22 protein-coding genes are annotated in these 25,458 nt (G+C 71.2%); 10 read left to right on the forward strand and 12 right to left on the reverse strand.

Annotated elements, in window-relative coordinates:
- Nucleotides 1-9: 9 nt before the first annotated feature.
- The 8 genes from ACZ6Z4_RS17775 to ACZ6Z4_RS17810 form a co-directional block, all read right to left on the reverse strand.
- Nucleotides 10-2,541 carry a tetratricopeptide repeat protein gene (locus tag ACZ6Z4_RS17775; protein ID WP_465564822.1) on the reverse strand — a complete coding sequence of 844 codons (2,532 nt, stop codon included), beginning with the start codon at nucleotides 2,539-2,541 and terminating at the stop codon, nucleotides 10-12.
- Nucleotides 2,542-2,619: 78 nt separating this feature from the next.
- Complete coding sequence (locus ACZ6Z4_RS17780) at nucleotides 2,620-3,549, reverse strand: proline dehydrogenase family protein (protein ID WP_363672060.1); 930 nt, start codon at nucleotides 3,547-3,549, stop codon at nucleotides 2,620-2,622.
- Nucleotides 3,550-3,794: 245 nt separating this feature from the next.
- Nucleotides 3,795-4,823, reverse strand: coding sequence for a DUF695 domain-containing protein (locus ACZ6Z4_RS17785; RefSeq protein ID WP_465564827.1), 1,029 nt, complete (start codon nucleotides 4,821-4,823; stop codon nucleotides 3,795-3,797).
- 30 nt (nucleotides 4,824-4,853) lie between these two features.
- Entirely contained in the window at nucleotides 4,854-5,591 is a 738-nt protein-coding gene (locus ACZ6Z4_RS17790) for an ABC transporter permease (protein ID WP_465564831.1), read from the reverse strand.
- 31 nt (nucleotides 5,592-5,622) lie between these two features.
- On the reverse strand, nucleotides 5,623-6,345 hold the full coding sequence (locus ACZ6Z4_RS17795; protein WP_465564834.1) for an ABC transporter ATP-binding protein: 723 nt from the start codon (nucleotides 6,343-6,345) through the stop codon (nucleotides 5,623-5,625).
- A 49-nt stretch (nucleotides 6,346-6,394) separates the two neighbouring features.
- On the reverse strand, nucleotides 6,395-7,036 hold the full coding sequence (locus tag ACZ6Z4_RS17800; protein WP_465564837.1) for a TetR/AcrR family transcriptional regulator: 642 nt from the start codon (nucleotides 7,034-7,036) through the stop codon (nucleotides 6,395-6,397).
- Nucleotides 7,033-7,893 (reverse strand): sugar phosphate isomerase/epimerase family protein, encoded by an 861-nt coding sequence (locus ACZ6Z4_RS17805; RefSeq protein WP_363672052.1) that lies wholly within the window; start codon nucleotides 7,891-7,893, stop codon nucleotides 7,033-7,035. The genes ACZ6Z4_RS17800 and ACZ6Z4_RS17805 overlap by 4 nt, the downstream gene beginning before the upstream one ends.
- Before the next feature lie 22 nt (nucleotides 7,894-7,915).
- Nucleotides 7,916-8,848, reverse strand: a complete 933-nt coding sequence (locus ACZ6Z4_RS17810) for a Ppx/GppA family phosphatase (RefSeq protein WP_465564843.1) — start codon at nucleotides 8,846-8,848, stop codon at nucleotides 7,916-7,918.
- An 86-nt stretch (nucleotides 8,849-8,934) separates the two neighbouring features.
- Between ACZ6Z4_RS17810 and ACZ6Z4_RS17815 the strand changes: the two genes are divergently transcribed.
- A complete protein-coding gene (locus ACZ6Z4_RS17815) occupies nucleotides 8,935-9,681 on the forward strand; it encodes a DUF3109 family protein (protein ID WP_363672048.1) in 747 nt (248 codons plus the stop codon).
- Here the strand turns inward: ACZ6Z4_RS17815 and ACZ6Z4_RS17820 are convergent.
- Nucleotides 9,674-10,624 (reverse strand): NAD-dependent epimerase/dehydratase family protein, encoded by a 951-nt coding sequence (locus tag ACZ6Z4_RS17820; RefSeq protein ID WP_465564850.1) that lies wholly within the window; start codon nucleotides 10,622-10,624, stop codon nucleotides 9,674-9,676. The two genes, ACZ6Z4_RS17815 and ACZ6Z4_RS17820, sit on opposite strands and share 8 nt — an antisense overlap.
- 104 nt (nucleotides 10,625-10,728) lie before the next feature.
- Between ACZ6Z4_RS17820 and ACZ6Z4_RS17825 the strand changes: the two genes are divergently transcribed.
- Together ACZ6Z4_RS17825 and ACZ6Z4_RS17830 are read left to right on the forward strand one after the other, a co-directional pair.
- Nucleotides 10,729-11,361 carry a VOC family protein gene (locus ACZ6Z4_RS17825; protein WP_465564854.1) on the forward strand — a complete coding sequence of 211 codons (633 nt, stop codon included), beginning with the start codon at nucleotides 10,729-10,731 and terminating at the stop codon, nucleotides 11,359-11,361.
- The gene (locus tag ACZ6Z4_RS17830) at nucleotides 11,358-12,083 is read left to right on the forward strand and encodes a Type 1 glutamine amidotransferase-like domain-containing protein (RefSeq protein WP_465564859.1); all 726 of its coding nucleotides are present in this window, start codon (nucleotides 11,358-11,360) and stop codon (nucleotides 12,081-12,083) included. Before ACZ6Z4_RS17825 ends, ACZ6Z4_RS17830 begins: the two co-directional genes overlap by 4 nt.
- On the opposite strand, the gene ACZ6Z4_RS17835 is transcribed toward ACZ6Z4_RS17830, so the two are convergent.
- Both ACZ6Z4_RS17835 and ACZ6Z4_RS17840 read right to left on the reverse strand, forming a co-directional pair.
- Complete coding sequence (locus ACZ6Z4_RS17835; RefSeq protein WP_465564864.1) at nucleotides 12,080-13,483, reverse strand: WS/DGAT/MGAT family O-acyltransferase; 1,404 nt, start codon at nucleotides 13,481-13,483, stop codon at nucleotides 12,080-12,082. The two genes, ACZ6Z4_RS17830 and ACZ6Z4_RS17835, sit on opposite strands and share 4 nt — an antisense overlap.
- A 114-nt stretch (nucleotides 13,484-13,597) precedes the next feature.
- Nucleotides 13,598-15,022, reverse strand: coding sequence for a beta-N-acetylhexosaminidase (locus tag ACZ6Z4_RS17840; RefSeq protein WP_465564868.1), 1,425 nt, complete (start codon nucleotides 15,020-15,022; stop codon nucleotides 13,598-13,600).
- Between the two features lie 178 nt (nucleotides 15,023-15,200).
- Here ACZ6Z4_RS17840 and ACZ6Z4_RS17845 point away from each other — a divergent pair, with 178 nt between their 5' ends.
- Nucleotides 15,201-16,439: an MFS transporter gene (locus ACZ6Z4_RS17845; protein ID WP_465564871.1), complete on the forward strand. Its 1,239-nt coding sequence runs from the start codon at nucleotides 15,201-15,203 to the stop codon at nucleotides 16,437-16,439.
- Here the strand turns inward: ACZ6Z4_RS17845 and ACZ6Z4_RS17850 are convergent.
- Entirely contained in the window at nucleotides 16,410-17,276 is an 867-nt protein-coding gene (locus ACZ6Z4_RS17850) for a GNAT family N-acetyltransferase (RefSeq protein WP_465566770.1), read from the reverse strand. The genes ACZ6Z4_RS17845 and ACZ6Z4_RS17850 overlap by 30 nt on opposite strands.
- A gap of 61 nt (nucleotides 17,277-17,337) precedes the next feature.
- Here ACZ6Z4_RS17850 and ACZ6Z4_RS17855 point away from each other — a divergent pair, with 61 nt between their 5' ends.
- The 6 genes from ACZ6Z4_RS17855 to radA all read left to right on the forward strand — a co-directional run bounded on the left by ACZ6Z4_RS17855 (nucleotide 17,338) and on the right by radA (nucleotide 24,495).
- Nucleotides 17,338-18,033, forward strand: coding sequence for a class I SAM-dependent methyltransferase (locus ACZ6Z4_RS17855; RefSeq protein ID WP_465564876.1), 696 nt, complete (start codon nucleotides 17,338-17,340; stop codon nucleotides 18,031-18,033).
- A gap of 72 nt (nucleotides 18,034-18,105) precedes the next feature.
- On the forward strand, nucleotides 18,106-18,666 hold the full coding sequence (locus ACZ6Z4_RS17860; protein WP_465564881.1) for a P-loop NTPase family protein: 561 nt from the start codon (nucleotides 18,106-18,108) through the stop codon (nucleotides 18,664-18,666).
- On the forward strand, nucleotides 18,663-19,907 hold the full coding sequence (locus ACZ6Z4_RS17865; RefSeq protein ID WP_465564884.1) for an ABC transporter substrate-binding protein: 1,245 nt from the start codon (nucleotides 18,663-18,665) through the stop codon (nucleotides 19,905-19,907). Before ACZ6Z4_RS17860 ends, ACZ6Z4_RS17865 begins: the two co-directional genes overlap by 4 nt.
- Nucleotides 19,907-21,682 (forward strand): sugar ABC transporter permease, encoded by a 1,776-nt coding sequence (locus ACZ6Z4_RS17870; RefSeq protein WP_465564887.1) that lies wholly within the window; start codon nucleotides 19,907-19,909, stop codon nucleotides 21,680-21,682. Before ACZ6Z4_RS17865 ends, ACZ6Z4_RS17870 begins: the two co-directional genes overlap by 1 nt.
- Nucleotides 21,679-23,004 (forward strand): hypothetical protein, encoded by a 1,326-nt coding sequence (locus ACZ6Z4_RS17875; protein WP_465564890.1) that lies wholly within the window; start codon nucleotides 21,679-21,681, stop codon nucleotides 23,002-23,004. Before ACZ6Z4_RS17870 ends, ACZ6Z4_RS17875 begins: the two co-directional genes overlap by 4 nt.
- A 78-nt stretch (nucleotides 23,005-23,082) precedes the next feature.
- Complete coding sequence (gene radA / locus ACZ6Z4_RS17880) at nucleotides 23,083-24,495, forward strand: DNA repair protein RadA (protein WP_465564893.1); 1,413 nt, start codon at nucleotides 23,083-23,085, stop codon at nucleotides 24,493-24,495.
- Nucleotides 24,496-25,458 lie beyond the last annotated feature (963 nt).

The raw sequence follows: 25,458 nt of genomic DNA on the forward strand, positions 1-25,458 counted from the left end.
CTTCGCGGGTCAGGCGGACGGGAGTTGGCGCCGCCGGACGGTCCGGTGCCCGGCCGCCGCCAGCCGGCTCCCGACCACGGCGGCCTCCGGGCAGCCGAGGTCGAGGAACGCCGTGTAGGCGCGCCACCAGAAGTCCGTCGCCGCGGCCGTCAGCCCCTGGGCCGCGAGGATCTCGCCGATCCCGGCGCAGGCGCGGCCGACCTCGTACCGGTCGTCGATCCGGTGCGCCTCGGACAGCACGTACTGGTGCCGGTGCATGCCGTCGGCGTACCGGCCGGCTCTGGTCAGCGCGAAGCCGTAGTCGTTGGCGACCTCCAGCGTCACCGGCAGACTCCCCACCTGTACGGCGAGCCGCAGCGCCTCGTCGTGCCGCGCCAGCGCCTCGTCGATCTGACCGGCGGCCCGGTGCAACCGGCCGAGACCGTTCAGCGCCTCCGCCTCCGGCAGCGGCGCCGCCAGCCGCCGCGCGTGGTCGACAGCGGCCCGGAAGCCCAGCAACGCCTCCGCTCGGAGCCCTAGCGCCGCGCTGGCCTCTGCCACGTTGGTCAGCGCCTCCGCCTGGTCCCGGCTCCGCTCCCCCAGCTCCCGGCTGACCGCGAGCCCCTGCCGGAAGTGCTCCAGCGCCGGTCCGGTCAGCCCGAGCCGCAGCTTCGACCAGCCCAGCTCGGCCAGCGCGGTGGCGGTTCCCGATTTGTTGCCGCTGGCATCGAACAGTGCGAGCGCCTGCTCGGCCAGGGCGATCGCGTCGGCGTACCCGCCGAGCCGCCGGTTGCACATGCCGATGTTCACCACGCTGCAGGCCTCGCCGCCGGGGTGACCGATCCGGCGGGCCACCTCGAGCGCCTGCTGGTAGGCGTCGCGGGCGTCGACGTACCGGCCGAGGCGCCAGTAGGTGCAGCCGAGGTTGTTGTACGAGCGGCCGCGCAGGCGGTCGGTCTCCGCGCAGCGCACCGCCTCCCGGTGCAGCGCGACCGCGTCGTCGTAGAACGCGGCGGTGTCCAGGTAGCGCTGCAGGATCATCGACAGATCGGTCGCGTACGACGGGTGGCCGAGCTCGCGCGCGGCCAGGGCGGTGGCGATCAGGTTCTGCCGCTCGGTGTCGAGCCAGTCCTGTGCGTCGGCCAGACCGGTGAAGGCGTCCGCCGGGTGGTCGCGCAGCATGTCCAGCTGGTTCCGGTCGACCGGTGCGTACGCCGAAGCGGCGGCTGCGACCAGCGATCGGTAGTGGGCGAGCAGCTGAGCGACGGCGGCCCGGCGTACGGGGGCGGGCTCCTCGTCGCTGACGCGGTCGAGTGCGAACACGCGGACCAGGTCGTGCAGCTCGTAGCGAGCGCCGCTCTTCCGCAACAAGCTCGCTGCAACCAGGTCCTCCAGCGCGGTCTCAGCGGAGACACCGGTCAGCGCAGCCGCTGCCTGCACGTCCAGGTCGCGCCCGGGGTGCAGGGTGAGCAGCCGGAGCATCCGCTGGCTTGCGGGCTCGAGTGCTTGGTACGACATCGACAACGCGGCCGCGACGCCGTCGTCCAGTCGCAGCCGGGACTGGTGCTCCAGCAGCCGTTCCAGGTGATCCTCCGCCGACCAGGACGGCTGCGCCTTCATCCGCGCCGCCAGCAGGGCCAGCGCGAGCGGCAGGTGCCCGACGGCGTCAGCGAGCTGCGCCTTCACGTCCGGCGCCGTGGCACCGAGCAGCAGCGCGGACTCCTCCGGCTCGAACACGTCCAGGTGCACTCGTACGGCGTACTCGGGGCCTGCCATCCGGCGGCGGCTCGTCACCAGCGTCACGCAGCTCGGGCTCTCCACGAGCAGTGGCTGCAGCTGGTCCTCGGACGCAGCGTTGTCCAGCAGTACGACGGCCCGTCGGTCCCCCAGCAGCTCCCGGAACAGCGCGGCTCTCGCCGCCAGCCCGAGCCCGTGGATCCGGCTGCCCGCGACACCCAGGTGCCGGAGGAAGCCGTCCAGCACCGCGGCTGGGTCAGCAGGTGGCCGGTCCGGGTCGTAGCCGCGCAGGTTGACCGACAGCTGCACCTCGGCGTCGCCGATCAGCTGGCCGGCGAGGTGCTCGGCCAGCGTGGTCTTGCCGACCCCCGGCATGCCGTCGACCAGCACCAGCCGGGTCTCGGCCTTGCTGACTGCCGCGAGCGTCTCAGAGACCGTGTCGGTCCGGCCGACGAACGTCCCAGTTCCACCGCCGACCACGTCGGCGACCCTGACCACAGCAGCCTCCGCCGCCAGCCCGGAGACGACCTGGTGGACCTGCCGCCACTCGGCAACCCGCGCCTGGTCGGTGAGCAGCGCACGGGCGATGTCGACCACCAGCTCGACGTCCAGCCGACTCCGGCCGGGCAACAAGCACCGGTAGACCGTGTTGTACGCCGGGAGCTCGGCGATCCCCCGCTCCTGCCGCGAGCGCAGTACGCGGCGGTGCAGCTCCCGGAACGACACTCCGGACCAGCTCTGCAGCCGGCGCAGCCGCACGCTCAGCTCGTCGATCGTCCGCGCCCCCGCGGGCGACGGCGGTTCCCCGGTTCCAGCGACCGTCACGACCAGGCCCTCCCCAGATCGGAAGGGACCCACCCTAAAGGCGGAACGCGGGCCGGCCGGTGGAATGTGGGGAACTGCTCACTTCTTGCTGATCAGCGACCGGGCGAAGAACTGCAGGTTCGCCGGGCGCTCGGCCAGCCGGCGGACCAGGTAGCCGTACCAGTCCTCGCCGTACGGGATGTAGACGCGGACCGTGTTGCCCTCGCGGGACAGCCGCAGCTGCTCCTCGGGGCGGATGCCGTAGAGCATCTGATACTCGTAGCTGTCCGGGGCGCGGTTGGCCCGGTCGGCTAGCGAGCCGGCGATCGCGATCAGCCGCGGGTCGTGGGAGGCGACCATCGGGTAGCCGTCGCCGTTCATCAGGATCTTCAGCGCCCGCACGTAGGCCTTGTCGACGGCCTGCTTGTGCTGGAACGCGACCGACTCGGGCTCCTTGTAGGCGCCCTTGCACAGCCGCACCCGGGAACCGGCGTGGGCCAGGTCGACGCAGTCACCCTCGGTCCGGCGCAGGTAGGCCTGCAGCACGGCGCCGGTCTCGGGGAAGTCCTGCCGCAGCTCGCGCAGGATGCCCAGCGTCGAGTCCGTGGTGGTGTGGTCCTCCATGTCGAGCGTCACCGTCGTCCCGGCGTTGCGCGCGGCCAGGCAGATCGTCCGGGCGTTCTCCAGCGCGATCTTCTCGCCGTCGCCGGGCAGCGCCTGGCCGACCGCGGACAGCTTCACCGAGACCTCGGCGTTCTGGGTCAGACCGGCCTCGCCCAGCTGCTTGAGCAGCTCCAGGTACGCGTCCGCGGTGGCGGTCGCGGCGGCCAGGTCGGTGGTGTCCTCACCGAGATGGTCGAGCGTCACGTTCAGGCCGTTGCTGACCAGCTTCTCGGTGGCCAGCACGGCCTCCGGAGCGGTCTCACCGGCGACGAACCGGGCGACGATGCCGCTGGAGACCGGCAACGACGAGACAGCCTTCTTGATCTGGGGACTGCGGGACACGCCCAGCAGGACTCGCCGAAGCACTCGTGTTCCTCCTCATCGCCCCCTGGCCCCGTATGCCAGGGGTGTCAGCAGGCTACGCGCCTGAACCGGACGGCCCCTAATCGTGTGGCCCGGACCACACCAGTACGCCGAGTGGTCCGGCTTCCCAGCTTCGCCGATCGGGCCGCCGCCCAGCAAGCGGCGCGCGGGCGCTGCGGGCGCGCTCCGGCGTGCGCGGGCGCTCCGGCGTGCGCGGGCGCTCCGGGCCTGCGCTCCTTCCCCCGCACTCAGCTGCCCAGATGGTTCAGGTTGTGCCAGCCGGGGTCGGCCGAGGTCCGCAGCGAGACCTCGCCGTGCGGCCAACCGGTCGTCGCAGCCTGGAGCTGAGCCGGCGCCGGCGTGCTCCCGTCCACGTAGTAGTGCAGCGTGCGGGCTCCGGCGACGGTCTCGTGGGCCAGCAACCGGCCGGAGTCGCCGAGGCGGTTGGTGAGGTGGTCCTCGAGGTCGCGGAGCTGGTCGAGCATCTCGGCGTCGGGCAGGCCGTCCTCGCGTCCGGCCGGGTACGCGATCGTGACGCCGACGTGGGTGTCCAGGTGCGGCAGCCGGATCGAGCGCAGCGGCACCTCGGTGGTCGCGATCAGGCGGTGACCGTCGACGACGCCCTCCAGCAGGCGCCAGGTCGGGTCACCGTCCTCGGTGGTGAACCCGGCGGCGAACTTCGCGACCGCCGGCAGCAGCTCGGCGATCGGGTGCCCGTCGGGCGGCGCGTCGAGCAGCGTCTCGACGGCACCGATCCAGGTCTCGGTCATCTCCTCGCCCAGCGACAGGTCGAGCAGCAGGAACGTCACCCGGCGCTGAGCGTCCTCCGACAGCTGCGCGAAAACAGGATGGTGTACGCCGACATGGACGGCCGCGGCGCGCTCGTCCGGGTCGATCGCGACCACGGCCTGCTCGGACGCGACCGGCGGCATCCCGTCGAACTGGATCGTCACCTCCGGCGAGGGCCGGCGCAGGTCGGCGTACTCCCAGAACTCGTCCGACGGCGGGGCGGCGCGCAGCCAGCGGCGGGCGACCGCGCGGGTCGCGGGGTCACCGGCGGCGGTGACGACGAGCGTGTGCTTGGCGTGCAGACCGGGCCCGAGCTCCCAGTCGAGGCCGCCGTGAATGGCGTTGACGTGCTGGGCCAGTACGGCGGAGGTGGAGGCGGGGTCCTTCCGCGCGATGGCAGCGGCGATCTCCTCGGCACCGGAGGTGGTCCACCAGCCCCAGAAGCTCTCGATCGGGTCGACCGACCGCCGCCGTTTGAAGATGCGCATGCCCCCATGATCCCTCGCCGGGGGCCAAGGTCAGGCGGTCCGGCGCTTCAGGGTCGCCGCGCCGAGCCCGAGGGCGGCGACGATGAAGGCCGCCACCACCAGCGCGTCCACACCCGCGCCGTCGCCGAATCCGTTGCCCGCGGCAACTCCGGCGACCGCGTCGACGGCGTACGAGAGTGGCAGCACGTCGCTCACCGCCCGCAGTACGCCGGGCAGCTGCTCGCGCGGGACCAGCAGGCCGCAGAGCAGGATCTGCGGGATCATCACCGCCGGCATCATCTGCACCGCCTGGAACTCCGTCGCCGCGAACGCGCTCGCGAACAGGCCCAGCGCCGTACCGAGGACACCGTCCAGTACGGCGACCACGCCGAGCTGCCAGGCGGCGCCGCGGATGTCCAGATCCAAGGCGGACAAGGAGATCGAGACCACCACGGCGGCCTGGACGACCGCGATCAGCGCGAACGCCAGCGCGTAGCCGAGCAGGAAGTCGAGCTTGCCCATCGGCATCGTGAACAGCCGCGCGAGGGTGCCGGTCGAGCGCTCCCGCAGCGTCGCGACCGAGGTCACGATGAACATGATGATCGCCGGGAACACCGCGAGCAGCGGGCCGCCGACCCGGTCGAAGGTGGCCGGCGAGTCGGTGAACATCCACCACATCAGGCTGACCAGCAGGGCCGGCAGTACGACGAGCATGGCGACGGTCCGGTGGTCGCGACGCATTTGCGCGAGGACCCGCGCGGCGACGGCGAAGGTGACACGGGGAGTCATCGGGCACCCCCGGACCGGGCGATCGCGGTGGTCATCGGGTACCTGCTTTCCGGTCGATGAGGGTCAGGAAGGCCTGCTCGATGTCGTCCGTGCCGGCGGCCGCGAGCAGCGCGTCGGGGGTGTCGTCGGCGAGCAGTTCGCCGTCGCGCATCAGCAGCAGGCGGTCGCAGCGGCTCGCCTCGTCCATCACGTGGCTCGACACCAGCAGCGTCGCGCCGCCGTCGGCGAGGCGGTGGAAGAGGTCCCAGAGGTCGCGCCGCAGGACCGGGTCGAGGCCGACGGTCGGCTCGTCGAGGACGAGCAGCTCCGGATTGCCGAGCAGCGCGGCGGCGAGTGAGGCGCGCGAGCGCTGGCCGCCGGACAGCTGGTCGACGCGGGCTCCGGCGTGGGTCGAGAGGTCGACGGCGTCGATGACGCGGTCGACGTCGGACGCGTCGACGCCGAGGACGGCGGCGAAGAAGCGGAGGTTCTCGGTCACCGTCAGGTCGCCGTACACGCTGGGTTCCTGGGTGACGTAGCCGATCCGGCCGCGCAGCTTGGCGGCGCCGGCGGGCAGGCCGAGGACCTGGACATCGCCGGTGACGTTGGCCTGCAGGCCGACGATGGCGCGGATCAGCGTGGTCTTGCCGCAGCCGGACGGGCCGAGCAGGCCGGTCACCGAGCCGGTCGCAAGGTCGGTGCTGATCCCGTGCAGGACCTCGCGATTCCCCCGGACGACGACCACGTCGCGGCACTGCACCGCGTTTTTCATCATGTGATGAATTTAGGACGGTACGGCGGGGTTGGCAAGAGGGCGTGGCGGGTCAGTCGGTGAGGTATTGCTGCAGCACGGGCGCGATGCGGTCGACGAGGGTCGGCACGGACGCGGAGGCGAGCGGTTCGAGCTCGAGCAGGTAGCGGGTCAGGGCCATGCCGATCAGCTGGGACGCGACCAGGGAGACGCGCAGGCGGGCGTCGTCGCCACCGATCGCTTCCGAGACGGGGACGAGGATCAGGCGGCTGATGCCGTCGCGCATCAGCTGGGCGACCTGGTCGCTGGAGACGACGCTGCGCAGGAACGCCTTCATGCGCTGCTGGCCGTCGGGTGATTCCCAGACGCCGAGGAAGACGGTGACGATCCGTACGCCGAGCTCTTCGCGCGGGCCGTCGAGGACGGCGGCGGCGACCTGGCGGGGGTCGATCGGGAGGGCCATGGCTTCGACGAAGAGTTCGTCCTTGCTGTCGAAGTAGTGGTGGACGAGCGCGGCATCGACACCGGCCGCACGAGCGACGCCGCGCATCGAGGTCGCCGCAAAGCCGTTGCCGGCAAAGGATTCTCGGGCTGCCGCGAGAATCTCGCCCCGGGTGTCCGGGCCACCCGGGCGGCGTCCCCGGCCGCCCGCGCCCTGATCCCCGTCGGAGGGAAGAGCGGAGAGGTGAGAAGGCGCGGACTTCTTCGGACTCACGGAGTCAGCTCCGAGACCTCGCCGTCCGGGGTGACGGCGAAGCCGGTGTGACGGGGTGCGGCGGGGGTGCGGACGAAGTGCTTGCGGGTGAACTCCAGCGACTCGATCAGGTCGACCTCGCGCTCGGAGCGGGTGGCGGCGCGGCGGGTGTTGATCTCGATGATGATGTGCCCGCGGAAGTCCTGGTTGGCCAGGCCCTGCAGGAGATCCGCGGCGCGCTGCGTGCCGCGGCCGGGGACCAGGTGCTCGTCCTTGGCCGAGCCGGTGCCGTCGGTGAGGTGGACGTGCTTGAGCGTGCGGCCCATCGTCGCGGCCAGCTCGACGCAGTCCTGCTCGGCGGTCGACGAGTGCGACAGGTCGAGCGTGGTGTGCGCGTAGGTCTGCTCGGTCGGGTCCCAGCTCGGCGCGTACGCCTGCAGGCCCTTGCCCGGCGCGCGCCACGGGTACATGTTCTCGACCGCGAAGACGATCCCGCTGTCCTGCTCCAGCCGCGCGATCCCCTCGACGAACCCGCGCGCGTAGTCGCGCTGCCAGCGGAACGGAGGGTGGACGACGACCACGTCCGCGCCGAGGTCCTTGGCCGCCTCGGCCGACCGCTCCAGCTTGCCCCACGGGTCGGTCCCCCAGACCCGCTGCGTGATCAGCAGGCAGGGCGCGTGGATCGCGAGCACCGGCAGCTGGTGATAGTCGACGAGCCGCTTGATCGCGTCGATCTGCGTGCTCAGCGGGTCGATCCCGACCATCACCTCCACCCCGTCGTACCCGAGCCGGGCGGACAGCTCGAACGCGCTCGCGGTCGACTCGGGGTAGACGGACGCGGTGGACAGGCCGATCTTCGCGGCCGTACGGGTGCTCATCGGTGAGTGCCTTCGTGGGAGTTCATCGGGGTTGCAGCTGGTCCAGCCGGTTCAGGATGACGCCTTCGCGCAGCGCCCACGGGCAGACCTCGAGCGACTGCACGTCGAACAGGTCCATCACCGCGTCGGCCACCAGCGCCCCCGCGACCAGCTGGGTGGACCGCCCGACCGAGACCCCGGGCAGGTCGGCCCGCTCGGCGGCGGTCATCGCGATCAGCTTCGGCACCCACTCGGTCAGGTCGTCGCGCTGCAGCGAGCGGGCGACGTACGGGCCGTCGTCGGACGGCGCCGCCCCGCAGATCCGGGCCAGCGAGCGGAACGTCTTGCTGGTCGCGACCGCGCGCTGCGGGCGGCCGGCGCGCAGCACGTCGCCGGCGACCGCGGCCATCTCGACCCGGATCCGCTTGCGCAGGGCCCGGACCTCGTCCTTGTCCGGCGGGTCGGTGGTCAGCCCCTCACGGGTCAGCCGGCCGGCACCGAGCGGCACCGACACTGCGATCGTCGGCTCCTCGTCGGACCCGGCCGCGATCTCCAGCGAGCCACCACCGATGTCGAACACGGCCAGCCGTCCCGACGACCAGCCGAACCACCGGCGGACGGCGAGGAACGTCAGCCGCGCCTCGTCGTGGCCGCTGAGCACCTGCAGGTCGACGCTGGTCTCGGTGCGGACCCGCTCGATCACGGTCAGCCCGTTCGGCGCCTCACGCAGCGCGGAGGTCGCGAAGGCGAGCACCGACTCGCAGCCCTTGTCCTCGGCCAGCTCGGCCGCTTCCTGGACGAAGGCGGCCAGGTCGTCGGCTCCGGACTGGTCGATGTTGCCGGACTTGTCGAGGTGCTCGGCCAGCCGCAGCTCGGTCTTGTGCGAGTACGCCGGCAGCGGCGCGGCACCACGGTGCGCGTCCACCACGAGCAGGTGGACGGTGTTCGATCCCACGTCTAATACGCCGAGCCGCATCCCCCCACGCTACTGGACAGGTGTCCAGCGCACCTCCCGGCTCTGCTGATGCCGGGAATCGGTGGTCGTGCGCGTACGCTTTTCGGGTGCCTGAGGTTTCTCTCGATTTCCCCCGTGCCTACGTCGAGTTCGTCGACCCCGACGACGCCGACCAGGTGTTCCGTTGCGACCTGACCTGGCTGACGTCCAACTGGACCTGCATCTTCGGCGGTGGCTGCCGCGGCATCTACAAGGGCCGCCCGAACGACGGCTGCTGCACGCTCGGCGCGCACTTCTCCGACGAGGACGACGAGAAGCGGGTGAAGGGCTACGTCAAGCAGCTCGGCAAGGAGGACTGGCAGTTCCGCAAGGAGGGCAAGGCGAACGGCTGGGTCGAGACCGACGACGACGGCGACCGCAAGACCCGGGTCTGGGACGGCGCCTGCATCTTCCTGAACCGGCCGGGCTTCGAGGGCGGCGCCGGTTGCGCGCTGCACGGGCTCGCGCTCAAGCAGGGCGTGCACTTCGTCGAGACCAAGCCGGACGTGTGCTGGCAGCTGCCGATCCGGCGCACGTTCCGCGACGTGGAGCGGCCCGACGGTACGTCGTACACGGAGGTCGGCATCGGTGAGTACGACCGCCGCGGCTGGGGCCCGGGCGGGCACGACCTCGACTGGTACTGCACCGGCAACACCGAGGCCCACATCGGCGTCGAGGCGGTCTTCGAGTCGAGCAAGGTCGAGCTGCAGACGCTGATGGGGCTCAAGGCGTACGACGTGCTGGCGGAGTACTGCCGGCGGCACCTGGAGGCGGCGCGGCCGTTGCTGCCGCACCCCGCCTCCAACCTCAGCTGAGCTTGCCGTTGGCGACGAGCCAGTCGACCGCTTCGAGCGTGGTCTCCAGCGCGGAGTAGCGCGGCCGGAAGCCGAGCAGCCGCGCGGCCTTGTCCATCGAGCAGTGCGGGCTGTGCGCGATGTGGTCGGACGTCGCCTGGGCGCTGCGCTCGTCGACCGTCGCCTTCCACTGCTCGAACGGGAGGAAGGCGAGGTTCGCCTCCTGGCCGAAGTGCGCGGCGACGCCCTCGGCGTACCCGCGCAGTGTCATCGCGCCCTCGGCGACGGCGTGGAAGCTCTCGCCGACCGCGACCGAGCGGTTCGCGATCGCGGCCAGGAAGATCCCGGCGACGTCGGCGGCGTGCACGTGCTGGATGGTCTCCAGGCCGAAGTTCGGCAGCGTCAGTTCGGCGCCCTGGGCAAGTTTGCTGAAGACGTCCAGGTCGAGGTGGCCGGCCGGGTTGATCGGGGCCCAGCCCGGTCCGCTGATGTGGCCGGGGTGGATCACGGTCGCGGGCAGGCCGTGGCGGCGGGCCTGGTCGAGCAGGTAGGTCTCGATCGCGGCCTTCCGTACGCCGTACTCGCCGAACGGCCGGCGCGGGGTGTCCTCGCGGGTGGGGACCTGCGCGCTCGGGCCGTGCACCCAGATCGTGCCGCAGTGCAGCAGGTGCTGGATCTTGCCGTTCAGCGCCTCGGCGAGCTGGCGGGCGCTGTCCTCGGTGAAGGAGATCAGGTCCACCACGACGTCCGGTCGCAGGTCGACGACGCGCTGGGCGAAGGTGCCCGCGGCATCTTCGGTGTCGCGGTCGGCGTGGACCAGCTCGACCTGGCTCCACTCCCCGCTGGAGCTGTACGGCGTACGGGTGCCGCGGGTGATGACGACGACCTCGTGACCGGCCTGGACGAGGCCCGGGACGAGGTAGGTGCCGATGTGTCCGGTGCCTCCGATGACGACTGTTCGCATGCCCCGAGCCTGCCTCGTCGGTACGGGCGATTTCAGGTAAGGGTGCCCTTTGCTGCGACACCCCGGATCGGCGGATGTCGGCGGTGGGGCCCAGAATGACTGACATGCGCTTGGATCATCTGTCGTACGCGGCCGGACCCGACGGGTACCGCGCCACGGTCGAGCGGTTGTCCGCGCTGCTGGGGGCGGACTTCGTCGACGGTGGCGTGCACCCGCGGTTCGGGACCGTCAACCACATTCTCCCGCTGGAGAACGACCGCTACATCGAGGTGGTCGATGTGCTCGACCACCCGGCGTCAGACAAGGCGCCCTTCGGCCAGGCCGTCCGCGCCCGCAAGGAGCTCGGCGGCGGCTGGCTCGGCTGGGTGGTCGCCGTCCGCGACATGGAAAGGATGGAGAAGCGCCTCGGCCGCGACGCCGTCCCCGGCAACCGCCACCGCCCCGACGGCCAGAACATCACCTGGCGCCAGATCGGCGTCAAGGGCCTGATCGCGGACCCCCAGCTCCCGTTCTTCATCCACTGGGACGACCTCGGCCAGCACCCGTCGGTCGGCGGCAAGGGCATCAAGCTGACCGCGCTGGAGATCGCCGGCGACCCGACCCGCGTGACGGACTGGATCGGCCACCCGGCGGATCACCTGCTGGATGACCTGGACGTGGCGTGGGTGGGACCGAACGGTCAGCCGGGCTTGAACGCCGCGGTCTTCCAGACCCCGAACGGCATCGTCCGGTTGTGACGGCCCCGGGCCCGCCGCCCGCGGCGGGCCGTCCGGTGCGGCAGATCCTCGCCGTCTCCGGGGTCCTCGTCGGCGACCGTTCGCGGACGCTGCGCCTGATCGAGCACGCGATCTCGCTCACGGGTGTCACCAGGCCCAGGTTCTGCTTCTTCCCGACCGCCGAGGGCGACCACCCCGCGGCCGTGCAGTGGTTCACCGACACCTACGGCGGTGACCCTTCGGTGGAAACCTCGGTCTTCACGCTCTTCCCCCGCCCGAGCATGTCCCGCGACGAACTGCTGGCCCAGGACGTGATCTGGGTCGGCGGCGGCAGCGTGGTCAACCTGATGGCGCTCTGGCGCGCACACGGCGTCGACGAGATCCTGCGCGAGTGCTACGAGCACGGTGTCGTGCTCGCCGGCCAGAGCGCCGGCAGTTTGTGCTGGCACCGCGGCGGTGTGACCGACTCGTTCTCCGGTGATCTGGATGCCTACGGCAACTGCCTGGGCTGGCTGCCGTGGAGCAACGGCGTGCACGACGACCTCGGCGACCAGCCACGGCGTCCGGCGTACCGTCGGTTTGTTGCCGATGGCACCTTGTCGCCGGGCTACGCGACGGAGGACGGTGTCGGGCTGCACTACGTGGACGGCGAGCTGCACGAGGTCGTCTCGGTGCTCCCGGAGGCCCGCGCCTGGCACGTCACCGGCGACGGCGAGCGCGAGCTCGTCCCCCGCTTGCTCTAAAGGCGTTCCAGCTCCTGCAGCGCACTCTCCAGATGCCCCAGCAAGCGCTGCAGGTGCGGCACCGTGCGGCGGCAGCCGGTGAGGCCGAAGTGGAGCTGGTGGTCGTAGCTGGTGACGCTGATGTTGAGGGCCTGGCCGTTGAGGACGATCGACGCGGGATAGGTCCCGAGCAGCCTCGACTGGTTCCAGTACAGCGGGCTCTCGGCCGGGCCGGGGATGTTGCTGATCACCACGTTGTACGGCGGCGGCGTGCGCCCGGCCAGCCCGGGCAGGACGGCGGCGGGACCGGCCGAGCCGAGGCCGAGGGCGCCGATCATCAGGTTCTGCAGCGGGCTCAGCTCGGACAGGACGCTCTTGCCGTAACTGGTCGAGTCGATGACGCGGCGGATCCGGCGTTCGGGGTCGCGCTCGTCGGTGGCGAGGTCGGCGATCATCGTGGCGAGCGAGTTGCCGCCGCCGGGACCCTGGCCCTTGGTGGAGCGCAGCGAGACCGGGACCATCGCGGTCAGTCCCTTGCCGGGAAGGGCGTTCTGCTCCTCCAGGTACGCCCGGAGCGCGCCGCCGCACATCGCGAGCATCACGTCGTTCAGCGTCGCGCCGGTGATCGCGCGGACCTTCTCCAGCCGTTCCATCGGCCACGACTGCGCGGCGAACCGGCGGGCGCCGGTGATCGGCTGGTTGAAGATCGTCCGCGGCGCCTGGAAGGCGACCGGTGAGTGCTCGACGGCGAGCGAGTGGACCGCGGTCTTGAGCCCGACCGGCGACAGCCCGGCCAGGTCCGCGACGAAGCGACCGACCCCGCCGACCGCACTCCCCGCCCGAGCCAACACACCGGGAGAGTCTTCAAGTTCGTCGGCCTCCGGCAGCGCGAACGGCGCCGGCATCCCGGTCCTCGCCGGATCCGTGGTCAGCGACGCCTGCATCAACCGCAGCGCGCTCACCCCGTCCAGCAGCGCGTGATGCACCTTGCAGTACACCGCGAACCGCCGGCCCTCGACACCTTCGATCAGGTGCAGCTCCCACAACGGCCGATGCCGATCCAGCAACGTCCCGTGCAGCCGCGACGTCAGCTCGAACAGCTCCCGAAACCGCCCCGGCCTCGCCAGCCCGGACAGCCGTACGTGGTACTCGAGATCGATCTGCTGATCCGTCTCCCACGACCAGTACCCGAGATCGACCGCCCGGTTCCGCACCCGCCGCGCGAACAGCGGACTGACCGTCTCCCCGCCGACCATCTCCTGGTAGAGCCCCGCCAGGAAGTCCCGTCCGCCGTCGGGGAACACATGGTCCCGCCCAGCACCCTCGGGCAGCTCGAACAGCATCAGCCCACCGACGTGCATGGCCTGCTCGCGCGTCTCGCCGAGCAGGAACATGGCGTCGAGCGGTCCCACCGCGGTCATAGATCCTCCGCTCCCGACCCGGCTCCAACCGACGACCATCGTCGTCGGCCGGAGCGGGGCGCGTCTACACCTGCTAACGCAGCGGGGGCGGATTTTGTTATCTCTTCAGGTACCTCAGTCCAGCGGTCGGTAGTTCACACCCAGCGCCTCGATCCGCGCCAGGTGCGGGCGCAGTCGCGTCAAGAACTCGTCGTACGACGACTTCGGCGAACCCCAGGCCCGCTCGGCGACGGCCGACAGCCGCGGCAGCAGCATGTAGCCGACCTGCTCCGGGCCCTCCATGTACTCGGTCCACACGTTGCACTGGGTGCCGATGATCCGCGCCTGCTCCTCCTCGGTCAGCCCCTCAGGCACCACCTCGAAGTCGTAGACCTTCTCCAGCGGGATGAACCCGCCGATCGCCAGCGGCTCGGTGTCCGGGTCGCCCTGGTAGTAGTCGAAGTACACCGACTCGCACGGCGACATCACCACATCGTGCCCGGCCTTGGCCGCGACCTCGCCGCGCTGCGCGCTGCGCCACGCCATGATCACGGCGTCCTTCGGGCAGTCGGTCTCGACCATCTCGTCCCAGCCGACCAGCCGCCGGCCCTGCTCGGTGAGCACTTCGGCGACCTGCGCGGTGAACCAGCCCTGGAGCTGGCTCGCGTCGGTCAGCCCGAGCTCGGCCTGCCGCTTCTGCGCGTCGTCGGACTCGCGCCACTGCACGTCCGGGCACTCGTCGCCACCGAGGTGGATGTACGGGCCGGGGAAGATGTCGAGCACCTCGCGCAGCACGGTCTTCACGAACTCGACGGTCGCGTCGTTGACGTTCAGCACGTCGTCGCTGATGCCCCAGACCTGCCGGACCCCGAGCTGGGTGTCGGGGTGGTTGCCGAGCTCCGGGTACGCCGCGATCGCGGCCTGCATGTGACCGGGCAGATCGATCTCGGGGACGATCGTGATTCCGCGCTCGGCGGCGTACGCGACGATCTCGCGCAGATCGTCCTTGGTGTAGAAACCGCCGTGCCGCCGGCCGTCGTACGTGAACTCGGTCTGGCCGTGCGACATCTTGCCGACCATCGACTCCGGCCGCCAGCCGCCGACCTCGGTGAGCTTGGGGTAGGCCTCGATCTCGACCCGCCAGCCCTGGTCGTCGGTGAGGTGCAGGTGCAGCACGTTCATCCGATGCAGAGCGACCACGTCGACGACCTTGAGCACGAAGTCCTTCGGCATGAAGTGCCGGGAGACGTCGAGCATCATCCCGCGCCAGCCGAACCGCGGCGCGTCGGCGATCCGGACGGCCGGCACCGAGACCTGACCGTCGGCGGCCGGCTCGGCGGCGTCGAGCAGCTGCCGGTACGTCGTCTCCGCCCAGCGCAGCGCGTCCTCGGAGCCGGCCGACAGCCGGGCGCCGTCGGTGGTGACGTCGATCCGGTACTCGGTCGCGCCGAGGTTCTCGACGACGGTCCGGACCGCTTCGGCGGCCGGGTCGGCGCTGATCCAGGCGCCGTCGTCGACGACGAGCTCACGCGGTGCGGGGACGATCGCGATGTCGGGCATCCGGGCTCCAGGAGGTTGTTTATGGCAAGAACATTGCGGAATAGACCTTACAAGCGCGACCCCGGACCCGAACAGGGACGGTCCACGCTCCGAACTGCCCACAAGTCCACGTGGTGAGCAGTTACGCGCCAGACTAATTCCTCTGCCGCGACAACGATCCAGGTGAGAGGGTGAGCCCGTGACCGCCGACCCCGTGCCGCAGGACGTGACCCCCGGAACCCTCCAGCGATCCACCCTGCGGGTCCTGGTGGTCAGCAACGTGGTCGGTGGGGTGGCGGTGGCCAGCGGCTTCGCTGTCGCCGGCCTGCTCGCCGAGAACATCTCCGGCTCGACCTCGATGGCCGGACTCGTCGCCACGTCGACCACGCTCGGCGCCGCCGTGCTCGCCGTACCACTGGCCGGTCTGGCCCGCAGCCACGGCCGCCGGGTCTCGCTGGCGACCGGCTACCTGATCGCCACGGTCGGAGCGGCGCTGAGCATCGTCGCCGCCCAGATCGACTCACTGATCCTCCTGCTGCTGGCCGGTTGCCTGTTCGGCAGCGGCTCGGCCGCCAACCTCCAGTCCCGGTACGCCGCCACCGACGCGGCCGACCCGAAGTACGTCGCCCGCTCGCTGTCGCTGGTGGTCTGGGCGACGACGATCGGCGTGGTGGTCGGCCCGAACCTGACCGGCGTCGGCGGCTCGGTCGGTACGTCGCTCGGCGTGCTGGCACTCGCCGGGCCGTACCTGTTCTCGGTCGTCGCGTTCGCCCTCAGCCTGGTGACGGTCTGGTTCGGCCTGCGCCGGCTGCAGCAGTCGACGCCGCGCAAGAAGGTGGAGCGCCAGCCGCTGGCCACGACCTTCCGCCGGGTGATGGCGATCCCGCACGCCCGCCTCGGGCTGTTGTCGATCGCCACCGCGCACTCGGTGATGGTCGGGGTGATGTCGATGACCTCGGTCCACCTGCGCCACCACGGCGCCTCGCTGACCATCGTCGGCTTCGTCATCAGCGGTCACGTGGCCGGCATGTACGCCCTGTCCCCGGTGATGGGCTGGCTGGCCGACCGGCTCGGCCGGATCCCCACCATCGGCATCGGCCTCGCCGTACTGGCGGTTGCGATGACTGTCGCCGCGCTGGCTCCCGACGAGGCGCACGGCCTCACCGCACTCGCGCTGGTCCTGCTGGGCGTCGGCTGGTCGGCCTGCCTCGTCGCTGGTTCCACACTGCTCTCCAACTCGGTCCCCACCGACATCCGTACATCGGCGCAAGGCCTGTCGGATCTGACCATGGGCGCCTTCGCGTCAGTCGCCGGTACGGCGGCCGGGCCGGTGCTGGCGCAGCTGGGCTTCCACTGGCTGGCTGTGCTGTGCGGGCTGTTGCTGATCCCGGTCGCGCTGACTGCTGCGTTAACCAAGCAGCAGGTGCAGAGTGCGTGAGCCCGGCTTGAAACCGATGCTCTGGTACAGCGCCCGCGCCTTCGGGTACCCGTCGTCGCCACGTGGGCAGACGACCGCTCTGGTCCCACCTGCTGCGCGCAGCGCGTGCAGCGCCGCCAGGTTGACCGCCTGCCCGAGGCCCTGACGCCGGTACGCCGTGGCAACGCCCACTGGCTCGACCAGCCCGACCTGGTGCTGCTCGTCCAGCCAGATCAGCGCCGATGCGACGAACTCGCCGGCCTCGTTCTCCACCACCCAGTCCAGGTCCGAGCGGTAGGGCCAGGCCGACATCACCGCGGCGATGCTCTCGTCGGTGATCTCGGACGGTACCCAGTCCGACCAGGCGGCCCGGTGCCCTGCTGCGCGCTTGGCCACCTCATCAGGCCGCGCGTGCCTGACAGTGAGCCCAGCCGGCACAACTGGCTCGGGCAGGTCGTCCAGCGAGATCCAGTGGTGGGTGTAGAAGTGCGCCTCCTCGTCCTGCCGGAACCCGGCCGACTCCAGCGCCGCCAGCAGGTGGGTCTCCGTCTCCAGCACTCCGGAGAACAGCTTGGATCCCTCGGCTCTGCCCTGAAACCACTCCACCACCGTGTCGGCCAGCTCGGGCCGGGCCGGGTCGACCACCAGCAGCAGACCGCCCGGCTGCGCGAGCCAGCCCCACGCCACCACCTGTCCGCCGTCGCGCCAGATCGCCGTCGTCCAGCTGTCGGCCCGGCCGCTGCTGATGCTGCGCTCCCAGGCCAGGTCGCCGAGGTGGAACCGGGAGGCCGGGCTCCAGACCCGCTGGGTGAGTTCCTGCATCTCCCGGAGGCCGTCGCGGCCGGCGTACTCGGTCATCTGCACCTGGCGAGGGTCGCAGAGCGGAGGGGCCGACTCAACCGCATTAGGCTGGGCCGTCGTGAGCATCGCCGAGGGCGGGATCCCCAGCCCGAACATCTGGCACCACCCGCAGACCTACGAGATCGAGAACCGGGCCGTCGACCCGAACGGGGTGATCGAGTCGGCCATGCGGGCGATCCGGGACTGGGCCGGCGCGACCGTGCTCGACCTCGGCTGCGGGACCGGGTTCCACCTGCCGCTGTTCGCGCGGACCGCGGCCACGGTGATCGGCGTCGAACCGCACGGCACGCTCGCCGCGTCGGCCAGGCGCCGGACCCGGCAGCTCGGCAACGTCGAGGTCAAGCAGGGTACGGCGCAGCAGCTGCCGGTGGCGGACGCGTCGATCGACGTCATGCACGCGCGCTGGGCGTACTTCTTCGGCCCGGGCAGCGAGCCGGGCCTGGCCGAGCTGGACCGGGTGATGCGGCACGGCGGCACCGCGTTCGTGATCGACAACGACGGGAGCCGCTCGACCTTCGGCCGCTGGTTCAGCGCGGCGTACCCGATGATCAAGGCGCCCGAGGTGGAACGGTTCTGGACCTCGCGCGGCTGGCACCGCACGCCGCTCGACATGGGCTGGCGGTTCGAGACCCGGGCCGACTTCGAGGCCGTGGTCCGGATCGAGTTCCAGCCACAGATCGCCGAGCGCATCATCGCGTCGTACGCCGGTCACGAGGTCGACTACGCGATCAACCTGTGGAGCCGGACCTACTAGACACGCGCTGCGCTGCAGTGGCCCGTTGGGCGCCCTAGGGTGAGCATTCGACCTGGGAGGCGCCTCGCCGGCATGGACGGACTGCTGCTCGAGAGACTGCTGCCGGGACTCCCCGACGAGGTGAGGGTCGGCGCAGGAGAGCAGCGCTCGCTGGTGCTCCCGACGAAGGCCGAGGCGCGGCGGTGCGCCGACCTGATCGCGGGACTCGACGAGCCTCCACCGGACGCCACGGTCGAGACCAACGGGTCGGTGCGGCTGGTCCCTGCCGAGGGCGGGCTGCTGCCGCACCTGACAGTGCTCGGCAACATCGTGCACGGACACGTCTCCACGCACCGGGTCACTGCTGAGGCAGCGGACAAGCAGTGCCGGCTCACCGCGACCAACTGCGACCTGGGCGACGTACTGAAGCGCCACCCGCACGAGATCACCCCAGGACGACGCCGACTGGCCGGACTGGCCCGTGCGGTCCGTGCTGAGCCGTCGGTGATCGTGCTGGAGGATGCGCCGGGGCTGCCGACCTGGGGGTCGCTGTTGCGGCCTGACAACATCACCGAGCTCTGGTCGATCGCTCTCGTGCTGATCACCACCGACGCTGCGCGGACGAAGGACTTCGACCGCGGCGGTGAGACATGATCCGCCGCCGCGTGCTGCTCGCAGGTGCGGCCGCTGCGACGCTGTCCGGCTGCAGCTCGGACGTGCTCGGGCTGAGCCGCAGCGTGCGAGTAGCGGTGAGCTGGGGTGGTCCGGAGCTGCGGGCGTTCCACCGGGTGCTGGACGGGCTCGGCAAGCTCGACTACCCGGTAGAGGTGATCCCGCTCGGCGACGCCATCTCCACAGCGTTCGGAGCGCGCTCAGGGCGGCGGCCGGACCTGGTGATGCTGCCGCAGCCCGGTCTGGTCCCGCCGCACCGCGCCGACCTGGAGGAGATGCCGGCCGACCTGGCCGAGCGCGGCCGGGCCCGACTGTGGGACGAGTTGTTGACGCAGGACGGCCGGACGTACGGCGTACCGTTCAAGACCGCGCACAAGTCAGCGGTCTGGTACCGGCCGTCGGTGTTCCGCAAGGCGCAGGTGCAGCCGCCGACACAGTGGGACGAGTGGCTCGAGCTGAACAAGGCTCTGTCGACCAGTGGCATCCGACCGCTCGCGCTGGGCGCAGGCGACGGCTGGGCCCTCACCGACTTCCTGGAGAACGTCCTGCTCGGTACGGCGCCCGACGCGTACCGCGCACTGGCCGTGGCGGAGCACCCGCGGCCGTCGCGAGTACCTGAGTTCGCTAGCGCGTTGCAGCAGCTTGCGACGATGTGGGCTGCTCCCGGTGCGCTGGCGGGCGGTGTGGAACGATCGCTGACCCAGCAGTTCCCCGACGCGGTGCTGGAGGTCTTCGGCCACCGCCGGGCCGCGATGGTGGTCGCGTCGGACTTCGCCGAGCCGGTGATCCGCTCGTTCGCCGCCGACCCGGCCGACGTCAGCCTGTTCACCTTCCCGGCCTTCGGTGCGGGAGCGGCCGCGCCGGTGGTGGTCGGCGGAGACGTGATGGTGCTGCAGCGGCCGGCGACCGACGACGCCTGGGACCTGCTGCGCCGGCTCGCCACACCGGCCGCTCCTGCGCCGTGGATCTCGTTGGGTGGCTTCCTGGTCGACGGACGCACCACCGGCTACTCCCCTGAGCTGACCAGGTTGGCCGACCAACTGGTGGCGCCCGGTACGTCGCTGCAGTTCGACCTGTCGGACCGGCTCGGTGAACTGGGCGGCATCGACGGGCTCTGGCGTGTGCTGACCGACCTGCTGGTCAAGGTCGGCAACCGCGGGCAGGACGTCGTACCGGAAGCAGTGCGGTCCGCGCTGGACGAGCTGGGCAAGGTGGAGAGCTGATGGGCCTCAGCAGCAACGGCTTGTCGCTGGAGATCGCCGGGCGGTCGGTGTCGGGCCGCCCGGTGACCGGTAGGCCGCAGCGACCTGCAGGGCCTTACCTGCTGGGGATTCCGGCGCTGCTGCTGACCAGTCTGCTGCTGGTACCGATCGTGATCACCGTCGTGGCGGCCTTCCGGTTGCCGGACGGGTCGTTCGGGTTCAGCAACTTCGCGGTGATGGGCGACCCGGCCGCACTGCACGCCGTACGGAACAGCGTGGCCTGGATCGCGGTGGCGGTCGCACTGGTCGTCGTGGGCTTCCTGCTGGCGGTGGTGAGCTACCGGCTGCCTGGCGTGTCGTCGTTTCTCCAACCAGCGTTGGTGATTCCGTTCGCTGTGTCAGTGCTGGTGTCCGGTGCGACGTTCCGGCTGATCTTCGACCCGGCACCTGAGCGCGGCACGGTGACAGCGGTGTGGAGCTCGCTGTTCGGTACCAGTCCGGTGTGGCTCGGCCCTGGTCTGTTCTGGCTGGTGCTGGTCTCCGCGTTCGGCTGGACCTGGCTCGGGTACGTCGTCTCGCTGTTCCGCGCCGGGCTCGACGCCATCCCCGACGACGTGAGCCGAACGGTCGCTGCCGAGGGGCTGACCGGGCTGCGGCGCTGGCGGGTGCTGGAGCTTCCGCTGCTGCGGCCGATCACCGGTGTCATCACGCTGACGCTGGTGGTTGCTGCTGTTCGCGTGTTCGACCTGGTGCTGATCGTCGTACCAGGACCGATGCAGCACGACGCCGACGTACTGGGCCTCAACTGGTGGCGAGCAACGACAGCAGGTGGCGACACCGGTCGTACGGCGGCGCTCGGCGTGGTCCTGTTCGCCATCGTCGCTGCTGTGGCGGTAATCGGTGTACGTGGGCTGCGTCGGCGGCGCTGGGCGATGCCGGTGAGCGTCGTACCGGCTGACGCATCGCTGCAGAGATCCAAGCCCAGCAAGCGAGTACGGCGGATCGGGTGGACAGCTGGGTTCGCTGTCAGCCTGTTCTGGATCCTGCCGGCCGTCGTACTGGTTGCTACTGCGCTGCACTCACCGCGTGAGGCCGGGCTGCACGGCTGGTGGTCGCTGCGCGGGCTCGGGCTGTCGTCGTTCGACGCGGCGGCGAGTACTGGGCTGCTGCGGGCGTTGCTGTCGACTGTGCTGATCTCCTCTGTCGCCACGGTTGTGCTGCTGGTTGTTGCTGTGCCGACGGCGTACCTGGTCGCGTGGGGTGGGCTGCCGACCTGGCTGGGCCGTGTGGTGACGTCGGTGTTCGTGGTGCTGGCTGTGACGCCGGTGCAGATGTACGCCGCGCCACTGCGGGATGCGATCGACGCGGCCGGGTTGACCGGGTCGCGGATCGCCTTGGGGCTGGTGCATGCGGCGGCTGGGCTGCCGTTCGCCGTACTGCTGCTGCGGTCTGCGTTCGCCTCTGCTCCACCGACACTCGTTGCTGAGGCGCTGCAAGGGCCTGCGCGGCAGAGCGCCGTACTGGCTACTGTGCAGCGGACCTACCGGCCTGCGGTGATTGCCGTTGCGGTGCTGGAGTTCGTGCTGGTGTGGAACGACTTCATCGTCGGGTTCCTGATCAGCGGCGCCGGTACGACGCCGCTGTCGCTGGTGCTGTGGGGTGAGGCGCGGCAGTTCTCGGCGTCGAGCGGGACTGTCGCCGCTGCGGCTGTGGTTGCCTCCGTCGTACCGGCGGTGCTGATGCTGACCTTCTGGCGGACGGTTGTGCGGGGACTGACGATCGGGAGCCGGCCGTGAGTTCCGAGGAGGAGAAGCCGAAGGACGAGCGGCGGCGCGGTGATTTCCTCGGGATCAGCGCGATCGCGGCGGGTCTGCTGTCCGGGCTGGCCAGCGAGAAGCTGTCGCAGAGCCTGGACAGCACGGGGTGGATCAGGACTGTCGGGTTCAGCCTGACCGCGTTGTTCGTGGTGATCTGGGGGATCTACAACGCGCCGGTGCTGCTGCGGAAGTACAGGCGGTGGCGTGCGGGAGCTGTTGCGCCCAGTACCCCGCCGGAGCTGCAGCAGGCGGCCGAAGAGGCCGAGCAGTGGCTGGTGGCGCTCGGCTCCGAGTCGGGCGGGCTGGCTGCGGCGGAGTGGTTCCAGCAGAACGAGCCGCGGTTGCGGGAGCTGCTGGTCGAGGAGAAGCCGGTAGCGGCGACTGCTGACGACCTGGCGCGGATCTGCGACGCGCTGGACGCCTGGTACGTGCGGCAAGGGCACGCGGACGACCTGCTGCAGATCAGCATCTTCCTGCTCACCGTGGCGGAGGGGACCGGACGGCACGACCTGGAAGAGCTGGCGACGGCGCGCCAGGCCACGGCGTACCGGTTGCTGAACGACCTGGGCACCGCGATCACGAAGATCGCGGTCTCGGCCAACGTCGCACCGGCCCAGCGCGAGCGAGCCGGCCGGACCCTGCCGGGACGATCACCACACAGCCGGACAGGCGCCGCGGTGGAAACCAGACGGCAGGTCGAGTCGGCGCTGATCAACCTGGCGCGGGCCGACTCCGCGCCGGTCGGGAATGAGCGGAACGAGGCTGTGGCGCATGCCAGGAGTCGGCTGGACGATGCGCGGCTGAGCCGGCCGGGACCGGACCTGGCGGCCGATGTGGCGATCTCCATCAACCTGGCGATCGTGCAGCTCTACCGGGAGGACGGCGAGGGCGCGCTGGAGCTGCTGACGCCTGCGCTGGCCCGGGCAGCCGCAGCTGCTGATCGCAGCGCGCAGGCGCACGTGTCGGAGCTGATCGGCGTCGCCGCGTGGATGCTGAAGCGGCCGGATCAGGCGGAGAAGTGGTGGGGGCGTGCTGAGCACCTGTACTCGGAGATCGACGAGCGGGAGGGGCAAGCTCGTTGCCTGCAGCACCTGGGGTCTGCTGCTGTGGTCGCCGGCGATCGGGCTGGTGGCAAGAGCCTGCTGCAGCAGAGCGCCGTACTGCGGACGTCCGAAAGCCCTCTTCTGAAGAAGTACCTGGACGCCGCAACTCAAACGACACCGGCTCCGGTCGAGCCCTCTCCTTCCCCACGACCCATCAGCTGGCTTCGCCACAAGATCAACCAATGGCGTCTCCGCTGAAGCCTATGCACCTCCTCTGTCCACAGGGTTCGGCGGCGCTGGTCGTGCATTGTCGGTGGGGTCGCCTAAGTTGGGGGCATGGTGAAGGCGGCGGGGCAGACCAAGTCGAAGGCGGCGGGGAAGTCGCCGTTCCAGTGCTCGGAGTGCGGCTGGAGCGCGGCGCGCTGGATCGGGCGCTGCGGCGAGTGCCAGGCCTGGGGCACCGTCGTCGAGGTCGGCGCACCCAAGGCCGCCCGGATCACCGCCGGACCGGTCTCCTCCCCCGCGATGCCGATCGCGCAGGTCTCCGCCGTCGAGGCCGAGTCGCGAGCGACCGGGATCGGCGAGCTCGACCGCGTGCTCGGCGGCGGCGTCGTCCCGGGCGCGGTGATCCTGCTCGCCGGTGAGCCCGGCGTCGGCAAGTCCACGCTGCTGCTCGAGGTCGCGGCCCAGTCCGCGCGCAACGGGCACCGCACGCTCTACGTCTCCGGCGAGGAGTCCGCCGCCCAGGTCCGCCTGCGCGCCGGCCGGACCGACGCGCTTGTCGACGAACTGTTCCTCGCCGCCGAGACCGACCTCGGCGCGGTCGTCGGCCAGGTCGACGCGGTCGAGCCGTCGTTCCTGGTGATCGACTCCGTGCAGACGATGGCGCACCCCGAGGTCGACGGCGCCCCCGGCGGCGTCACCCAGGTCCGCGAGGTGACCGGTGCGCTCGTCCGGCTCGCGAAGGAACGCAACATCGCCGTCGTCCTGGTCGGGCACGTCACGAAGGACGGCGCGATCGCCGGCCCGCGGATGCTCGAGCACCTGGTCGACGTCGTGCTCGCCTTCGACGGCGACCGGCACTCCGGCTTCCGGATGGTCCGCGCGACCAAGAACCGGTTCGGCCCGTCCGACGAGGTCGGCTGCTTCGACATGGTCGACACCGGCATCGTCGAGGTCAGCGACCCGACCGGCCTGTTCGTCTCCGAGCACTCCGAGCCGGTCGCCGGGACGTGCGTGACAGTGATGATGGAGGGCCGCCGCCCGCTGCTCGCCGAGGTACAGGCACTGGTCGGCCCGTCCTCGGCACCGCAACCCCGGCGTACGACGTCCGGCCTGGAGTCGTCGCGGGTCGCCATGGTGCTGGCCGTGCTCGGCAACCGGGCCGGCGTCAAGCTGCACGACCACGAGGTGTACGTCGCAACCGTCGGCGGCGTGAAGATCACCGAACCGGTCGCGGACCTGGCCGTCGCGATCGCGGTCGCGTCCTCGGTCACCGACAAGCCGATCCACCCCGGCCTGATCGCAATCGGCGAAGTCGGCCTGGCCGGCGAGGTCCGCCGCGTCGGCGGCCTCGAGAAACGCCTGGCCGAAGCAGCCCGCCTCGGCTTCACCAAGGCCATCGTCCCCGCCGACGTCCCAAACCGCGGCAAGGACCTGAAGCCGTTGGACATGCAGGCGAAGTACGGCCTGAGAGTCTTCGCCGCAGGCGACATCCGCGCCGCGATGCACGCGGCGGGCATCCTCTAACCGATCCGGCCAGCCGGGCAGCACCTGTCGTTTCCACCGCCTGCCCGGCGCTTCCGTCCCCACCGCACCGCGCCCCCGCCGTACCAGCGCCCGCACGCCGCGCCTGCCCTTACCACCGCTTCCCCGGCGCTTCCGTCTCCACCGCACCGCGCCCCCGCCGTACCAGCGCCCGCACGCTGCGCCTGTCCTTGCCACCGCCTCCCCGGCGCTTCCGTCCCCCACCGCACCGCGCCCCGCCCGTTCGCTGCGCCTGTCCTTGCCACCGCCTCCCGGGCGCTTCCGTCCCCCACTGCACCGCGCCCCTCCGTCCCAGCCGCGCACACCGCGCCTGCATTCGCCGTGCAACGCCCACACCCCCGTGCCACCCCAACCGCACCCGCCGTACAGCGCCCACACCCCCTGCCGCCGCACCCGAACCCGCCAGGTCAGCGCCCACACCCGCGCGCCGCCGCTTCCATCCGCACCGCGCTCCACGGCACCGTGCCCAACCGCCCCGCACCCGCACCGATGGGCTCGCTCGCGACCCAGCACAGCCGGAAGCCCCTGCCCCACCAGAAACCTCACGTAGTAGTACGACGCGATGCCCTTCCCGCGGCCGCATCGCGCGCCGCCGCCCGAACCGCCGCACCGCCCCACCCGCACTCGGCCCCACCCGCACTCGCCGGATCCGCACTCGCCGCGCCGCCGCACCCGCACCCGCACCCGCCGTACCAGCGCCCGCACGCCGCGCGTGCACCCGCCGCACAGCGCCGACACCCAGTGCTGCCACCCCCGCACCCCGCCGTCCCATCGCCACACCCGCGCGTCACCGCACCCGCAGCCGCCACGCCAGCGCCCACACCCCGAGCACCGCAGCGCTCGCCCGCCGTACCGGCGCCGCACCAGCCTCCCGCCCCCGCACCGCCGCGTCCGCACTCGCCGCACCCAACGGAAGCCCCGGCAGCCTCGCCGCGTGCGCACTTT

The sequence above is a fragment of the Kribbella sp. NPDC104740 genome (assembly GCF_055583505.1).

What these genes read in the sequence shown, in the direction of transcription:
- ACZ6Z4_RS17870 (WP_465564887.1), top strand. Translation starts at nt 19,907, where the DNA reads ATGGGCCTCAGCAGCAACGGCTTGTCGCTGGAGATCGCCGGGCGGTCG.
- ACZ6Z4_RS17825 (WP_465564854.1), top strand. Translation starts at nt 10,729, where the DNA reads ATGCGCTTGGATCATCTGTCGTACGCGGCCGGACCCGACGGGTACCGC.
- ACZ6Z4_RS17790 (WP_465564831.1), bottom strand. Translation starts at nt 5,591, where the DNA reads ATGACTCCCCGTGTCACCTTCGCCGTCGCCGCGCGGGTCCTCGCGCAA.
- ACZ6Z4_RS17860 (WP_465564881.1), top strand. Translation starts at nt 18,106, where the DNA reads ATGGACGGACTGCTGCTCGAGAGACTGCTGCCGGGACTCCCCGACGAG.
- radA (WP_465564893.1), top strand. Translation starts at nt 23,083, where the DNA reads ATGGTGAAGGCGGCGGGGCAGACCAAGTCGAAGGCGGCGGGGAAGTCG.
- ACZ6Z4_RS17785 (WP_465564827.1), bottom strand. Translation starts at nt 4,823, where the DNA reads ATGCGCATCTTCAAACGGCGGCGGTCGGTCGACCCGATCGAGAGCTTC.
- ACZ6Z4_RS17840 (WP_465564868.1), bottom strand. Translation starts at nt 15,022, where the DNA reads ATGCCCGACATCGCGATCGTCCCCGCACCGCGTGAGCTCGTCGTCGAC.
- ACZ6Z4_RS17835 (WP_465564864.1), bottom strand. Translation starts at nt 13,483, where the DNA reads ATGACCGCGGTGGGACCGCTCGACGCCATGTTCCTGCTCGGCGAGACG.
- ACZ6Z4_RS17820 (WP_465564850.1), bottom strand. Translation starts at nt 10,624, where the DNA reads ATGCGAACAGTCGTCATCGGAGGCACCGGACACATCGGCACCTACCTC.
- ACZ6Z4_RS17850 (WP_465566770.1), bottom strand. Translation starts at nt 17,276, where the DNA reads ATGACCGAGTACGCCGGCCGCGACGGCCTCCGGGAGATGCAGGAACTC.
- ACZ6Z4_RS17810 (WP_465564843.1), bottom strand. Translation starts at nt 8,848, where the DNA reads ATGCGGCTCGGCGTATTAGACGTGGGATCGAACACCGTCCACCTGCTC.
- ACZ6Z4_RS17805 (WP_363672052.1), bottom strand. Translation starts at nt 7,893, where the DNA reads ATGAGCACCCGTACGGCCGCGAAGATCGGCCTGTCCACCGCGTCCGTC.
- ACZ6Z4_RS17865 (WP_465564884.1), top strand. Translation starts at nt 18,663, where the DNA reads ATGATCCGCCGCCGCGTGCTGCTCGCAGGTGCGGCCGCTGCGACGCTG.
- ACZ6Z4_RS17795 (WP_465564834.1), bottom strand. Translation starts at nt 6,345, where the DNA reads ATGATGAAAAACGCGGTGCAGTGCCGCGACGTGGTCGTCGTCCGGGGG.